Here is a 15172-nt window from a genome sequence, read left to right as displayed (position 1 = left end):
GATCGAATGACCTGCAATGTCGATTTCTTTGGACCGACCGAAATTTTGCACTTGTGCTAGCTTGCGCCATTCGGTCCGGTGACCGCCGGCCCGATCCCCTTTGCTCGATCCACGGGACCGCCATGCCAGCGCTCGATGCCATCCGCCAGCAGATCCGCGCCAACTACCTGCCCGACGAAGACGAGGCCGTGAAGCGGCTTGCCGAGGCGACGGGGCTCTCCGGGAAAGACCGCAAGGCGATCTCGGCTCGCGCCGCCGATCTGGTGCGCGCGGTGCGCGGTTCGTCGGATCCAAGGCTGATGGAAGTCTTCCTCTCCGCTTACGGTCTCTCCACCAAGGAAGGCGTGGCGCTGATGTGCCTGGCCGAGGCACTGCTGCGCGTGCCCGATACCGAGACGATGGACGACCTCATCGCCGACAAGATCGCGCCGCACGACTGGTCGGCGCATTCGGGCGGTTCGAGCTCCATCTTCGTCAACGCCTCGACCTGGGCGCTGATGCTGACCGGCCGCGTCCTCGACGAAGGCGAGGGCGGCATCGAGGGCACGCTGCGTTCTATGGTGCGGCGGCTGGGCGAGCCGGTCATCCGCAAGGCGGTGGCCGCCGCCATGCGCGAGATGGGCGAGCAGTTCGTGCTCGGCCGCACCATCACTGAAGCCGTCAAGCGCGGCCGGCCGATGACCCAGAAGGGTTATCTCTATTCCTTCGACATGCTGGGCGAGGCGGCCCGCACCGAGGCCGACGCCTTGCGCTATCACAAGGCCTATGCCGACGCGATTTCGTCGCTCGATTCCGGCTCCAACGGTCCTGATATCAGGCAGAACCACGGCATCTCGGTCAAGCTTTCGGCACTGCATCCGCGCTACGAGGTGGCGCAGAAGGAAGAGATGCTGCCTGTGATGGCCGAGCGGCTTTTGTCGCTGGCGCTGGCCGCGCGCCACTCGCGCATGGGTCTCAACATCGATGCCGAGGAGGCCGACCGCCTCGATCTATCGCTCGACGTCATCGAGCGGGTGCTGGCCGAGCCGGAACTTGCCGGCTGGAACGGGTTTGGCGTGGTGGTGCAGGCGTATGGGCCACGCGCGGCCTTCGCCATCGACTGGCTCTATGCGCTGGCCAAAAAATACGACCGCAACATCATGGTTCGGCTGGTCAAGGGCGCCTATTGGGACACCGAGATCAAGCGGGGGCAGACGTTGGGACTCACCGGTTATCCCGTCTTCACCCGCAAGGCCAACACCGACGTCTCCTACATGGCTTGCGCGAAGAAGCTGCTTGGCATGACCGACCGCATCTATCCGCAGTTCGCCACCCACAACGCCCATACCGTCGCCGCCATTCTGTCGATGGCTGATAATAACCGCGATGCCTTCGAGTTCCAGCGCCTGCACGGCATGGGTGAGGCGCTGCACGAGACGGTGCGACGGTCCGAAGGCACGCGCTGCCGTATCTATGCGCCGGTCGGAGCGCATTCCGATCTGCTGGCCTATCTGGTCCGCCGGCTGCTGGAGAACGGCGCCAACTCCTCCTTCGTGCACCAGCTGACCGATGAGGATGTCGAGCCGGAGGACATTGCGCGCGATCCGCTCGAAACGGTCGAAAGCCAGGGTCCGGCAGCCAATCCGGCGATTGCCCGGCCTTCCCAGATTTTTGGAGCCGGGCGTCGCAATTCGAAAGGATTCGACATCACCGACACGGTGACGCTGGCGGCGATCGACAAGGCCAGGGCGGCCTTCGCCGGGCCGGATCGCTGGCATGCCAAGCCGATTACGCGGGCCGCCGGCTATGGCAAGCAGCGTCCGATCGTCAACCCGGCAAAGCCTTCCGAAGTGGTCGGCACGGTCAGCGAAGCAGCTGCCAAGCAAGTCGCGACCGCCGTGCGCTTTGCGGTGGAAGCGCAACCGGCCTGGGCGAAGCGTCCCGTCGCCGAGCGCGCCGCCATCCTCAACCGTGCCGCCGATCTCTATGAGGCGAATGCCGTCGAGTTCTTTGCACTCGCCACCCGCGAGGCCGGCAAATCGCTGGCCGACGGCGTCGCCGAGGTGCGTGAAGCCGTCGACTTCCTGCGCTACTACGCCACCGAGGCGGGCAATGCGGAGACGGGCACGCAAGCGCGCGGCGCCATCGTCTGCATTTCGCCGTGGAATTTCCCGCTCGCCATCTTCACCGGCCAGATCGCGGCAGCGCTCGTTACCGGCAATTCGGTGATCGCCAAGCCGGCCGAGCAGACGCCGCTGATCGCCTTCCGCGCCGTCGAACTGCTGCGCGAGGCCGGCGTGCCGGAAGACGTCATCCAGTTGCTCCCTGGCGACGGCCCATCGGTCGGCGGGCCGCTCACCGCCGATCCACGCATCGCTGGCGTCTGCTTCACAGGTTCGACCGAGGTTGCCAAGCTGATCGAGAAGCAGCTGGCCGAGACGGCCGCGCCCGACGCCATGCTGATCGCCGAGACTGGCGGCCTCAACGCCATGATCGTCGATTCCACCGCGCTGCCCGAACAGGCGGTGCGCGATATCCTCGCCTCCGCCTTCCAGAGTGCCGGCCAGCGCTGCTCGGCGCTGCGCGTACTCTACGTGCAGAAGGACGTCGAGAAGAAGATGCTGGAGATGCTGAAGGGCGCCATGGAGGCGCTCAACGTCGGCGATCCCTGGCGGATTTCGACCGATGTCGGCCCGGTTATCGACGACGAGGCGCAAAGCTCGATCCGCGAGTATTGCACGAAGATGGGCCTGCAGGGCAGGCTGATCGCCAAGCTCGAGGCGCCCAGGGAAGGTCGCTTCGTCGCGCCGCATGTCTTCCGGGTCAAGGGTATCGAGGACATGGAGCGCGAGGTGTTCGGGCCGGTGCTGCATGTCGCCAGTTTCGACGCCGACCAGATCGACGCCGTCATCGCCGCCATCAACCGCAAGGGTTATGGCCTGACCTTCGGCCTGCACACCCGCATCGAGGGCCGCGTGCAGCATTTCGTCGATGGCATCCATGCCGGCAACATCTATGTCAACCGCAACCAGATCGGCGCCGTCGTCGGTTCGCAGCCGTTTGGCGGCGAGGGGCTTTCCGGCACCGGGCCGAAGGCCGGCGGTCCGCACTATCTCCGCCGCTTCCGCAAGGGGCCGGAGGCCGGCACCCATGTGCAGGATGGCCACAAGGTCACGGCGACCGAGCTTGCCGACAATCTGCCTGATCCCACACTTGGCGGCTGGTCGACGCGTCCGGACCGGATCGCCATTCTGAGGAAGCATCTGCGCGGCAAGGGTGCTGCGGCCATTGGTGCGGCCGCCGGCATCGATTTCGGCCAGGTCGACCTGCCCGGGCCGACCGGCGAAGCCAACACGCTCTCGCTGTCGCCACGTGGACGGGTGCTGTGCCTCGGTCCCGATGGTGATACGCTGCTGGCGCAGACGATCCAGGCGCTCGCCGCCGGCAACGCCGTGCTGGCCGTTGCGCCGGGTGCACCGGCAGCCCTTTCCGCTCTGACCGGCAAGGGCCTCCCGCTGGCCGCCATCGACGGGCGGCCTGATCCGGTCGAGGCACGCTCGCTGCGCGTCGATATCGTTGCTTTTTCCGGCACACCAGAGGCCGCGCGCATCGTGCGCAGGGTTATCGCTGATCGCTCAGGCCCGATCGTGCCACTGGTCAGCGAAGTGTTGAACCCGGCGGCTTATGCACATGAGCGGGCCGTCTGCGTCGACACCACCGCCGCGGGCGGCAATGCAAGCTTGCTGGCCGGAGCCTGACTCCGGCCGGTCGTTAGAGCCATTCACCGTTTCGTGGAAACGGTGAATGGCTCTATCTCTTTCGGTTTATGCATGTCGTTGTCCCAAAACGGGACCACTTTTGGGCGACATGCATTACGCGCCTTCGACGACCGAAAAACCCTCGAACTGGGGGTGGCCGAGATAGTGGACCTTCGTCGTGCCGACATTCCTGTGGGCAGCGCGGAAATTCTCGGACTTGGTCCAGGCGATGAAATCATCGTGGCTCGCCCACACCGTGTGCGATGCAAACAGCGTGTAGCCTTCGGTCTCGTTGACCGGGCCTCGCAGCAGGTGGAATTCGCGGAACCCCTTCATCTCCGCAAGGCTGGAATCGCGGTTCTTCCACACGGCCTCGAAATCGTTCTCCGAGCCGGTCTGCACCTTGAAGCGGTTCATGGCGATGTACATGGTGGTTTCCTCTCACAGGGATGTTGATGATTTGCGGCCGCAGCGTTTTGTTCTGCGCACATTCAAAATGGGCCGATTTCGGTTTCGAACTCCAAACTTGCGCTTGCTGCCTGTGGTGGAATCGAAGGGAAGGGGGCCGCTTTGCGGATAATGCCAAGCGCCGCCTGATCGAAAGCCGCCGACCCTGAGGTCTCCAGGATGCGCAACTTATTTATGTTGCCCTTCCTGCCTATGACGAATTTAACAACCGCATTGTTGCGTGCCGCCAGTTGTAGGGACGGCGGCAGAGTGCGATTGACGCTGCCGAGCTTTCTAAAGACATCGCCGCGGTAGTTATCTTCCGCGGCAGTGCCTGCCTCGTTTTGCCTTTTGCCCTTGCTGGCCGCTTGCGCCGACAGGTCCTGGCCATCCGCCGTGCCGCGCTTTTCATCCGCCGTCTTTGAAGGGGCAGCTGCCGGACTGGGCCTCGCGCTGGGGATCGGCGGCTGTTCTGGAACGGCGACAGGCGTCTCGGTGCTCCTGGGCTGAACGGTCGGCTGTGCCGGCGCTTCGGTCTTGGGAGCCACGCTCTGATCATCGGGGCGAGGGGCGCCGGCCACCAGTATGTCCGGGGTGACCGCCTGCGGTTTGACAGCTTCCGGCAAAGACTTGAGCGGCGGCTTTGCCGCTTCCGCGGCAGGTTGGGAGGCCTCCGTTGGCTGCGACGGCTTGGGCGGTGTTGCCGGCTGTGGTTTGGCCGGTTGCGGGCTGGGCACCAGTGCAACGTTTATTGCCGTCGGGTCCTTGTCCAGCGCGCTGCCGACCACGTTGGTGCCCGACTGATCACTGCCTTCCGGCTGCTCGGCATTCTGGGAACTCGAAATCCCCGAAGGCGAGATCAGAAAAGCCGCCGCCACGGCGGCATGGAGCGCGCAGGAGACGACGATCGCCGCCGTCCATTTGCGGTTCCAGGTCGACGGCCGCGGCAGCGCGAGCGGCTCGGTTGGCTCTATCGCCAGCTCGGCGCCGGCTTCGGGGAGGGGGCTGATATCCTGCATGTCTCGCCGCGAGACCTGCAGCGACAAGAGCAGAATTGTCAAATCAAGATCGTTCGCTCGCAGCGGCAGTCGGCAGTGGCCGGCAGCTGGCCACGCCGCTTTGTTTTGCAGGAATGCGGGATGCAGTCCCACCTCAGACGCCGAAGGCGATACCGGTCTTGGTGTCTGTCTTCAGCTTTCGCATGCAGGCGTTCGGTTCGACGCCGGTACCGGTGCATTCGGTCGCGCTGTTGATCAGCACGCGGCTGACTTTCGAGCACTCGGTGCCGGCCAGATCGAAACGCGTCACCTTGGTTTTGCCCGCCGGCAGTTCCTTGAAGTCGAGCACGGTCAGCCGGTCGACAACGCCGGCCTCGTTGAACAAGGCGATCTCGAACGCAGCCTTGGACAGGTCGGCGCCGAGATTGTTGTTGACCACGAACGTCAGGCGGCAACCCTTGTCGGAAGGTTGCGCACCATTGAGTTCCAGGGTGAGCGCGGGGGCCGGCGCGGACTCTTGTGCCCACGCCGGAACCATCGCAAGCGACATCGCCAGCATCGAGGTCAGCAGACGAAGGGGTGTCGTCAAGCTCGTCATGGCAATCAGCCTCCAAACCGCATCGTTGCCGCCAGCTTCAGCGTTATGCCGGGCTCGTAGGCCGCGAAAACCGGCTGCGGCGGCTGGCCGGCCGTGGTCAGGTTAAGCGGGTTGGCGTATTTGACATCGAACAGATTGTCGGCGCGGAAATCAATCTTCAAATTGTCCGTCGCCTGGTAGCTGGCAAAGGCATTGACCAGCGTGTAGTCCTCGGCGATCGGATTGCCCTTGGGCTTGCCATTATATTGCACTTCGCCGCCGACGGTCAGCTTGTCCTCGAGGAAGCGCAAGCCGAGCTGCGCAGTGACCTGGGATGATGGGATCGTGGCGAGATCCGCTTCCACACCCTTGTAGGAAATGGTGTGACCATTGGTGATTGAAGCCGAGAGCCCGGCATAGCCCCATCCGGCATCATAGACGCCCTCCAGTTCGAAGCCGTCGATCTTGGCCTTGGCAAAATTCTGGTACTGGAAGCATATCGGGATACCGGGTCCGCTCGGGCAACCGGCTGTCGGGTCAAACCGCGACAGGGTAACGCCATCGATGTAATCTTCGACATCATTGTTGAAATACGCTGCCTTGATGCGCAGCGCATCGCCGGCTTCGAAGATGTCGTTCTGCTTGTAGTTGACGCCGAATTCGACGGTCTTTCCAGTCTCCGGCCGCAGATTGGGATTGGGCAGGAACGGAAAGCTGACGCCTGCCGGATGATTGCCGCTGATCAGCGTCTCGGTGATCGATGGCGAGCGATAGCCCTCGGCATAGGTGCCATAAAACTGAAGGCCGGCAAGGCCTGCGGATTCGAACGGGGAGACGCCGACGGTGATGCGCGGCGATACCCTGTCGCCGGAAATGTCGTGGGTGTCATCTTTGAGACTGTAGTTGTCGTAACGCAGCCCGGCGATGACTTCGAGCCACTCCCAGGTGAGCTTGTCCTGGACATAGGCGCCCGAAACGTTGCGCTTGCCCGAAGGCGTGTAGAAACTGTCGCCACCAGCCGCGCCGCCGGTCTCGACGTTATCGCCGACCCAGTCGCCGCCATAGGTCAGCTCGTGCGCGATCCCACTCGTCTCGAACCGGGACGTGTTCCAGATGTCGATGCCGGTGGTGCCGACGTCGAATGTCGACTGCGATCCCGCCGGCAAGACAACGGGAAGGCCGGTGACCGGATCAAAGCGGTTTTGCGGGACAAGGCTGGTCAGATCGAGGTTGGTCTTGTTGTAGGAGGTGTTGATGTGGAGATCGAGCCAGCTCTTGTCCTCATCCGTGATGTTGTAGCGCGCCGTGAAGGTGTTCGACTTCAGGTCGACGTCATTGACCGGCGCACCGCCGCTGATCTCGTTCCAGCCATCGCTTGAGCCGACCCAGCCGAGCTTCAGTTCGCTGTTGTCGGTCGGGCGTATGCTGGTCTTGAGCAGTCCGCTGAGCACGTCGAAGCCGGTGCCCTTGACGGTGTCGCCGCCGCCATCCTTATAGTCGTCATAGTCGCGGTAGACGATGTTGCCCAGCACGTCCCAATTCTCGTTAATGCGGTAGGCGCCGGATGCACTTGTGGTCCAGCCCTTGCCGTTGCTCTCATAGCGTCCCGTGACGGAACCGGCCCATGTCTCGTCAGGCTTGAGGAAATCCTCGGCATCCTTGGTGTCGAAGAAGACGACGCCGCCGATGGCGCCCGAGCCGTAGGTGTTGGCTACAGGACCACGGATAACATCCACGGATTTGACGAGTTCGGGGTCGATGTAGAAGGTCGACTGCGTGCCGTGGTCGGAGCGCTGGAAATTCTGTCGTGCGCCGTCGACGATGACTGCGACGCGACCGAAATCCTGCAGGCCGCGGATGTTGATGCTGGTGCTGACGCGCCTGGCGTCGGCCTGCGCCGCGACACCGGGCACGCCGAGCAGCATCTCATTGGGCGTCGTCGCCATGCGGCGGTCGAGCTGTTCCTGGCCGACATGGCTGGCCGATGCCAGCGATTCGATCGCCGTCTCGCCGGTGCGGCTGATGACGAGGATCTTGTCGAGCAGCGTTGCTCCCGCTGGTGCTGCCTTTTCCTCTTCAGCCTTCTTCGTTTGATCTGTCGGCTGCGCCGCCTGCTGGGCGTTGGCCAGTTGCGCCGATAAGGCAATCGCCGCCACACTTGCCAGCAATGCCGCCGCGCCGTTCGCCGCCGACCGGCCGCGCCATTCCCAAGTCACAAACCCCATGCCCCAACTCCAAAGTCCAGGTTTCATGCTGGCTGGCCCGGGGCTGGCTGGCATTTTTGATCGTCGCCGACGTCTTAAATGTTGACTCATTTAATCCGGTATTGCACTGACTAGTAAACATGATTATCCAAGTCAAGAAATGAATCGGATTACGCAACGCCTAGCCAGACGCCCGGCACAGGAAAGGGATCCATCCAGATGAACACCCACAATCCCAACGATTTTCCCTATCGCGTCCGCCGTCCCGACGATGCCTCCCCCCATTTCGACCGGGTTCCGCTGGCGGTACGAACCCTTTCCAGCAACACCCTGTTCCAGGGCGAGCACGAGATAGGCATCGAGCATCACGGTGCACTCTACCGGCTGAAGATCACCCGACAGGGCAAGCTCATTCTCAACAAGTAAGACAAGGCAACAGGGACCGAGACATGGATCAGCGCGTAAAACCCGCCCCGCATGAAATCCGGCGGGCACGGACAGACAATCCGAAGACGCGCGAGCGTGATCTGGCTGCCCATCTGGGCATTTCGGAAGCCGAACTGGTCGCGGCGCATTGCGGCGACGGCGTCGTCCGCATCGAGCCGCGCGTCAACGATCTTCTGACCGGCCTCGAGGCCGTCGGCGAGGTCATGGCGCTGACCCGCAATGAAAGCGCGGTGCACGAGAAGATCGGCGTCTATGACAAGGTCGTCACCGGCACCCACAATGCCATGGTGCTTGGCGAAAACATCGACTTGCGCATCTTCCCGAAGGTCTGGGCACACGGCTTTGCCGTCGAGAAGCGCGACGGCGACGAAATCCGCCGCAGCCTCCAGTTCTTCGATGCGGCAGGCGAGGCCGTGCACAAGGTGCATCTACGGCCGGCCTCCAGCCTCTATGCCTATCAGAAGCTGGTCGCCGCGCTCGAATCGTCCAACCAGGAACCGACGGTCGACATCTCGGGGCCACTCCCCGATGACGAGATCCGTGGCGACGAAGCGGCCGCCAATCTCGACGATCTGCGTGACCGCTGGAGCCGGCTGACCGACGTGCACCAGTTCTTTGGTATGCTGAAGACGCTGAAACTAAGCCGCCGGCAGGCGGTGCGCCTGGTTGGGCAGGACTATGCCTGGCAGCTCGACAATGAGGCGGTCCGGGCCATGTTTCATCATGCCGCGGAGGGCGAGATGCCGATCATGTGCTTTGTGGGAAACCGCGGCTGCATCCAGATCCATTCCGGTCCGATCAAGTCGATCAAGCCGATGGGACCATGGATCAACGTGCTGGACGAAACCTTCCACCTGCATCTGCGCACCGACCACATCCACGAGGTCTGGGCCGTGCGGAAGCCGACCAAGGACGGTCATGTCACCTCGCTCGAGGTCTATGACGCCGACGGCAAGATGATCATCCAGTTCTTCGGCAAGCGTCATGAAGGCGAAAGCGAGCGAGACGACTGGCGCTTCCTGGCGGAAAACCTGCCGCGCATCCCAAGCCCGACCGCAGCCTGAGAAAAAATGCTATGAGTGTTTTCCCAAAATTGTCGGCTGTGCGCGGATCTATTTTGGGGCCGGTGATCGGTCTCTCCATGGCTGTTATCGCACTGCAACCCGCCAGCGCCGCGGAAGGCACGGCGGTGTTTGCCGATCCTTCAAAGATCGTGGCCATTGGCGGCTCGATCACCGAGATCGTCTATGCTCTCGGCCAGGAAAAGCATCTGGTGGCACGCGATTCCACCAGCCGGTTCCCAAAGGCGGCGCTTGAGCTGCCCGATGTCGGCTATATGCGCGCGCTGTCGCCGGAGGGTGTGCTGTCGGTCGACCCGACCGGCATCCTGGCGCTGCATGGCAGCGGCCCCAAGGAAGCGGTCGATGTCTTGAAGAAGACGAGCGTGCCGTTCATCGAGGTGCCCGAGCACTACAGCCACGAAGGCATTCTCGAGAAGGTCCGCATCGTCGGCAAGGCGCTCGGCGTCGACGCCAAGGCCGAGGTGCTGGCCAAGGAGCTCGATGCCAAGCTCACGGCCGCCGAGAAGCAGACGGCTTCGATCAAGGAGCGCAAGCGCATCCTGTTCGTGCTGTCGATACAGGGTGGCAAGATTCTGGCGGCCGGCAGCGAGACCGCCGCCGACGGCATGGTCAAGCTGGCCGGCGGCGTCAACGCGGTCGAGGGCTTTTCCGGCTACAAGCAGATGTCCGACGAGGCGATCATAACCGCCAGGCCGGACGTGATCCTGATGATGAGCAATGCCGGGCCTCCGGTTTCGGACGACGAACTGTTCGGCAATCCGTCGATCGCCTCCACGCCGGCCGGAACGGCGCACAAGCTGATCCGCATCGACGGCGCCTATCTGCTCGGCTTCGGGCCGCGCACGGCTGATGCCATCCACGACCTCGCTGTCTCGCTTTATGGCGGGCAGGTCACGGACTGAGCAGGCAGATCATGGTCGATCAATCGATCGCCGGCCCGGTGATGGCAAGCGTATCCGAAGGCGACCGGTCGGGCCGCGCCCGCATCGTCATCCTTCTGCTGTGCCTGGGGCTCGCGGCTGCCGTTTTTCTGTCGCTGACATCGGGGGCTTCGGACGCATCGGTCGCCAACGTCATCGGGGGCCAGCTGTTCGGCGCAGTGCCTGACGACGCCGCGTTGAGCGCCCGCGACAGCCTGATCGTCTATGACATCCGCCTGCCGCGCGTCATCCTCGGCATGCTGGTCGGCGCGGCGCTCGCCGTCTCCGGCGCGGTCATGCAGGGGCTGTTCCGCAATCCGCTGGCGGACCCCGGCCTGATCGGCGTCTCGGCCGGCTCCAGCCTCGGCGCGGTTGCCGTCATCGTGCTCGGCGCGACGATATTGGCTCCGGTGACAGTCTTGCTCGGCACGCTTGCCCTGCCGCTGGCGGCCTTCTGTGGCGGGCTCGCCACCACGCTGATGCTCTATCAGGTCGCGACGCGGCGGGGGCAAACCTCGGTTGCCACAATGCTGCTCGCCGGCATCGCGCTGGCGGCGCTCGCCATGGCGCTGACCGGCATCCTTATCTTCATGGCCGACGATCGCCAGTTGCGCGACCTGACCTTCTGGCAACTCGGATCGCTCGGTGGTGCGACCTGGGCGAAGATCGCGTCGGTAGGGCCGATCATCGTCCTGGCGCTGGCGGCGATGCCGTTCCTGGCACGCGGCCTCAACGCGCTGGCGCTTGGCGAGGCGACCGCCGGTCATCTCGGCATTCCGGTGCAGCGGCTGAAATACACGGCCATCGTCGGCGTCTCCGCCGCGGTCGGCGCATCCGTCGCCGTCAGCGGCGGCATCGGCTTCGTCGGCATCGTGGTGCCGCATCTGCTGCGCCTGCTGATTGGTCCGGACAATCGCTATCTGCTGCCGGCGTCGGCGCTGCTCGGCGCCTCGCTGCTGCTTCTGGCCGATGCGGTCGCACGCACCATCGTTGCGCCGGCCGAACTGCCGATAGGCATCGTCACCGCGGTAGCGGGCGCGCCGTTCTTCCTTTGGATCCTGCTGCGCAAGCGCGGCGTGGTTGATTTGTGAGGCTTGATGATCGAGGCAAAGGATGTTTCGGTTGATATCGCCGGCAAGCCTATCGTCAGTGGTGTCGATTTCTACGCGCGGCCCGGCGAGATCGCCGCCATCGTCGGCCCCAATGGTTCGGGCAAGACGACCTTCCTCAAAGCGCTCTCCGGCGAGCTCGCCTATACCGGCCGCGTTGCCCTCAACGGCCGAGATCTCTCGACGATGAAGCCGGCCGAGGCAGCCGTCCATCGCGCGGTGCTGCCGCAGGCGACGACGCTGTCGTTCCCGTTCACCGTGCGGGAAGTGGTCAAGCTTGGTCTTGTCGGCGGCCGTTCGGGCGCCTTGCCGGGCGAGGATGCGCGGCTGCCGGAACGGGCGCTGGCGCGTGTCGATCTCGACGGCTTTGCCGGCCGTTTCTACCAGGAGCTTTCCGGCGGGGAGCAACAGCGCGTTCAGTTGGCGCGCGTGCTGTGCCAGGTCTGGGCGCCGGTGCTCGACGGCAAGCCGCGCTTTCTGTTCCTCGACGAGCCAGTGTCCAGCCTCGACATCAAGCACCAGCTGATCATCATGAACATTGCCCGCGACTTCGCCAGAAGGGGCGGTGGCGTGGTCGCCATCCTGCATGACCTCAATCTGACGGCCATGTATGCGGAGCGGATCTTCGTCATGCATCGCGGCCGGCTGGCCGCCGCCGGATCGCCGCGGGACGTGCTGAGCGATGATCTGATCGAGAAAGTGTTCGACTGCCGGCTCAGGGTCGGCGTGCTGCCGGCGGGCAATATGCCGTTCGTGCTGCCCCAGTCGGCGGTCTATTGATATTCAGGTGAGGCCGGGCCTGCGACTGGCGGTTTCCTGCGCTTCCCCCGCCAATTGTCGAAGTCGGCGCCGCCCCTCATTGCCCTGCCGGGCATTTCTCTTCGTAGAACGGGGAGAAATACGCTAGGCAGCCGGGGCGCGGCGCTCCATCAGCATGTCGATGCCGAGCAGGTTGCGCACATTCGGCCGCGCCGCTACCAGATCGGCGATCGTATAGCGGGCGAGCACTGCGAAAAACGCATTCAGGGCCTCGCGCAGCGCCGAGTTCAGCGCGCAGCTGTCGACGAGCGGGCATTCGGCGGCATCGTTCTCGAAGCATTCGGCCATGGCGAAGCTCTCTTCCGTCACGCGCACGACATCGAACAGGCTGATGGCTTCGGCCGCCCGGCCAAGCTTGACGCCGCCATTCCTGCCACGCACGGTCTGGACGAGGCCGTGCTCGACCAGCGGCTGCAGGATCTTGAACAGGAAAAGCTCCGATACAGAATAGGCGGCCGCGATCTCGGGAATACGGCTCAATCGGTCGTCATTTGCCGCGCAATACATCAAGATGCGCATGGCATAGTTGGTCTGGCGCGTAAGCCGCATATTGTCCTCACAAGGCACTGGGGCGGTGCAACCCACGCCAGATCTGGAAATTTTGCTGATGCGGCTTTGACCCGAAATTCCGGATTCGCCACATTGGCCCAGGCGGAATATGGCCTATACCTTGGAATAATTCCAGACTAGCTTGGCGCGATAGATGAATTTTCTCCTCAACTTTGTGTGCGCAGCCGGGCAAGATGCCGGGCGAAACCGGCTGTCGCGGGTATTTCGGCCGTCGGAACACTAGATAGGCTGAGATCGACGAGGAGCGGCTCACCCATGTCACAATCGGCTTCGCCCTTGACGCCGGTCCGTTTCGATGCCGAAGCGGATGCCAAGCTTTCCGCGTTGCGGCGGACGAAATTCCTCGCGGCGGCCGCGCTGGCGCTTTGCGTACTGGTGTTTGCGCTCGCCAAATCGTTCGAGCACATCCATGCGTGGCTCGGCTTCGTCGCTGCCTTTGCCGAGGCGGCGACCATCGGCGGCCTCGCCGACTGGTACGCGGTGGTGGCGCTGTTTCGAAGGCCGCTGGGGCTGCCGATCCCGCACACCGCCATTATCCCCGAGAACCAGAACCGCATCGCCGACAATCTCGGCCGCTTCATCGAGGTCAACTTTCTGGCGCCCGAACCGGTGCGTGAAAAGCTTGCCGAGGTCGATTTCTCGGCACTCGTCGCCGATTGGCTGGCCGATACGGAGCGCGCCGCCGGCCTGTCGCGCTTCATCGTGCGGCTGGTGCCGCAGACGCTTGCGGCGATAGAGCAATCCGGCCTGCGCGGCTTCGTCACCAGCCGCATGCTCGAACAGATCGAAAAGGTGCCGCTGGCGCCGCTGGCCACCGAACTGCTCTCGGCGCTTACCGATGATCGCCGCCATCAGAAATTGTTCGACGAATTCACCAAGGTGATCGGGCGGTTCCTCAATGACGAAAAAGCGCTGGCAACGATGCGCGAAAAAATCCGCGAGGAACTGCCGTCGCTGTTCAACCTGTTCCGCGCCGACGCCTATCTTCTGAAGAAGATCGTCGCCTCGGCGGGCTCGCTGCTCGACGAAGTGAGGGCCGATCCCGACCACCCGCTGCGCGCCGAATTCGACGGCTTCGCCCAAGGCTTCATCGATAAGCTGAGGACATCGAAACAATACGCCAAACGGGCCGAAAAGCTGAAGCGCGACTTCCTGGGCCGGCCGGAGGTCAAGGGATTGGCCGGCGACATGTGGGCAAGCCTCAGCCAGTTCATCGAGCAGGATGCCAAGGCGCCGAATTCGGTCATCCGTGCGCACCTCGCCAATATGTTCGTCGAGGTCGGCCGGCATCTTGCCGGCGATGCGCAGATCCGGGCCGACATGAACCAGGGGTTCGTGGTGGCGCTGGCGTCGTTCGTGGAGAGCCAGAAGGCCGGCGTGTCGACATTCATCGCCGACCAGGTCAAACGCTGGGATCTCGCGCAACTGACGCGGCTGATCGAGATGAACATCGGCCGGGACCTGCAGTACATCCGCTTCAACGGCATGATCATCGGCGGCCTCGCCGGTGTCGGGCTCTATGTGGCCGAGCGGCTGTTCCTCGTGAATTGATGCGCGGCCAGACTGGCGCTCATTCCTCCGCGTCCGAATGGACTCACGGCACGCGAGTGTTATTCTCCATCCGAGGGTGCCCGCATCCGCGGCAAAGGGGAGCAAACAAGCATGGCAAAACAACCGGAATCCGATTCCTTCATGGACATGTTCGGCAGGTTCGGCCGCGACCTGAAGGTGCCGAATGTCGATGTCGAGGCGATCCTTGCCCATCATCGCAAGAACCTCGAAGCGCTGGAGAAATCGGCACGAGCCGGTGCCGCCGGCGCCACCTCGCTGTTGTCCCGGCAGCGCGAGATGCTGCAGGATACGCTGCGCGAGGTCACCGATATGGCGCAAAGCTACAGGGCGCCGGGCAATCCGCAGGAACTGATGGCCAAACAGACGGAGTTTGCCAGAAAGTCCTTCGAGGCCGCGTTGAAAAATGCCGGCGAAGTGGCTGAACTGGTCAAGAAATCCGGTGCCGAATCGGTCGACATCCTGCGCACCCGCATCAAGGAGGCGATGGAGGAAATCCGCGCCGGCTACGAGAAGAAGTAGCGGATGTGGCCGGGACCGGTTCATGGCTGCCGGCCGCCCTGAAGCCCGGAAAGCCCGAGTTGGCCTGCGACTGCGCCGGCGGCGTGGCACGATTGCGGCCGAGATCGACGGAACGGATTCGCGTAGAGCGAATTGACAGAGGCCGTCAGTTCGTGGTCCGGAGGCTCTGGA

13 protein-coding genes are annotated in these 15172 nt (G+C 63.6%); 8 read left to right on the top strand and 5 right to left on the bottom strand.

Features of this window, described 5'->3' with window-relative positions; genetic code table 11:
* The first annotated feature begins 122 nt into the window (after positions 1-122).
* Positions 123-3737: a bifunctional proline dehydrogenase/L-glutamate gamma-semialdehyde dehydrogenase PutA gene (gene putA, locus M729_RS0100785; RefSeq protein ID WP_027160464.1), complete on the top strand. Its 3615-nt coding sequence runs from the start codon at positions 123-125 to the stop codon at positions 3735-3737.
* A gap of 114 nt (positions 3738-3851) precedes the next feature.
* Here the strand turns inward: putA and M729_RS0100780 are convergent, their stop codons facing one another.
* The 4 genes from M729_RS0100780 to M729_RS0100765 all read right to left on the bottom strand — a co-directional run bounded on the left by M729_RS0100780 (position 3852) and on the right by M729_RS0100765 (position 7984).
* Positions 3852-4166, bottom strand: coding sequence for an antibiotic biosynthesis monooxygenase (locus M729_RS0100780; protein WP_027039045.1), 315 nt, complete (start codon positions 4164-4166; stop codon positions 3852-3854).
* A gap of 62 nt (positions 4167-4228) precedes the next feature.
* Positions 4229-5062: a TonB family protein gene (locus M729_RS0100775; RefSeq protein ID WP_245267525.1), complete on the bottom strand. Its 834-nt coding sequence runs from the start codon at positions 5060-5062 to the stop codon at positions 4229-4231.
* 274 nt (positions 5063-5336) lie between these two features.
* A complete protein-coding gene (locus M729_RS0100770; protein WP_027160462.1) occupies positions 5337-5780 on the bottom strand; it encodes a hypothetical protein in 444 nt (147 codons plus the stop codon).
* Positions 5781-5785: 5 nt separating this feature from the next.
* Positions 5786-7984: a TonB-dependent hemoglobin/transferrin/lactoferrin family receptor gene (locus M729_RS0100765; RefSeq protein WP_027160461.1), complete on the bottom strand. Its 2199-nt coding sequence runs from the start codon at positions 7982-7984 to the stop codon at positions 5786-5788.
* 198 nt (positions 7985-8182) lie between these two features.
* Between M729_RS0100765 and hemP the strand changes: the two genes are divergently transcribed.
* The 5 genes from hemP to M729_RS0100740 are packed head-to-tail and all read left to right on the top strand — an operon-like array spanning position 8183 to position 12301.
* Positions 8183-8389 carry a hemin uptake protein HemP gene (gene hemP, locus M729_RS0100760; RefSeq protein ID WP_027160460.1) on the top strand — a complete coding sequence of 69 codons (207 nt, stop codon included), beginning with the start codon at positions 8183-8185 and terminating at the stop codon, positions 8387-8389.
* A 23-nt stretch (positions 8390-8412) separates the two neighbouring features.
* Positions 8413-9474, top strand: a complete 1062-nt coding sequence (locus M729_RS0100755; protein ID WP_027160459.1) for a hemin-degrading factor — start codon at positions 8413-8415, stop codon at positions 9472-9474.
* An 11-nt stretch (positions 9475-9485) separates the two neighbouring features.
* The gene (locus M729_RS0100750) at positions 9486-10394 is read left to right on the top strand and encodes a hemin ABC transporter substrate-binding protein (protein ID WP_027160458.1); all 909 of its coding nucleotides are present in this window, start codon (positions 9486-9488) and stop codon (positions 10392-10394) included.
* Between the two features lie 11 nt (positions 10395-10405).
* Positions 10406-11503 carry an iron ABC transporter permease gene (locus M729_RS0100745; RefSeq protein ID WP_027160457.1) on the top strand — a complete coding sequence of 366 codons (1098 nt, stop codon included), beginning with the start codon at positions 10406-10408 and terminating at the stop codon, positions 11501-11503.
* A 6-nt stretch (positions 11504-11509) separates the two neighbouring features.
* Positions 11510-12301: a heme ABC transporter ATP-binding protein gene (locus tag M729_RS0100740; RefSeq protein WP_027160456.1), complete on the top strand. Its 792-nt coding sequence runs from the start codon at positions 11510-11512 to the stop codon at positions 12299-12301.
* Positions 12302-12424: 123 nt separating this feature from the next.
* Here the strand turns inward: M729_RS0100740 and rirA are convergent, their stop codons facing one another.
* Positions 12425-12889, bottom strand: coding sequence for an iron-responsive transcriptional regulator RirA (gene rirA, locus M729_RS0100735; RefSeq protein WP_013531245.1), 465 nt, complete (start codon positions 12887-12889; stop codon positions 12425-12427).
* Between the two features lie 276 nt (positions 12890-13165).
* On the opposite strand from rirA, the gene M729_RS0100730 reads away from it, so the two are divergent.
* Together M729_RS0100730 and M729_RS0100725 are read left to right on the top strand one after the other, a co-directional pair.
* Positions 13166-14461 (top strand): DUF445 domain-containing protein, encoded by a 1296-nt coding sequence (locus M729_RS0100730; RefSeq protein WP_027160455.1) that lies wholly within the window; start codon positions 13166-13168, stop codon positions 14459-14461.
* A gap of 111 nt (positions 14462-14572) precedes the next feature.
* Complete coding sequence (locus M729_RS0100725; protein ID WP_024503818.1) at positions 14573-15001, top strand: phasin family protein; 429 nt, start codon at positions 14573-14575, stop codon at positions 14999-15001.
* Positions 15002-15172: the final 171 nt, after the last annotated feature.

Source organism: Mesorhizobium sp. WSM1293, from assembly GCF_000513875.1.
GTDB classification, from domain to species: domain Bacteria; phylum Pseudomonadota; class Alphaproteobacteria; order Rhizobiales; family Rhizobiaceae; genus Mesorhizobium; species Mesorhizobium ciceri.
This window is presented reverse-complemented; position numbering and strand designations above follow the sequence as displayed.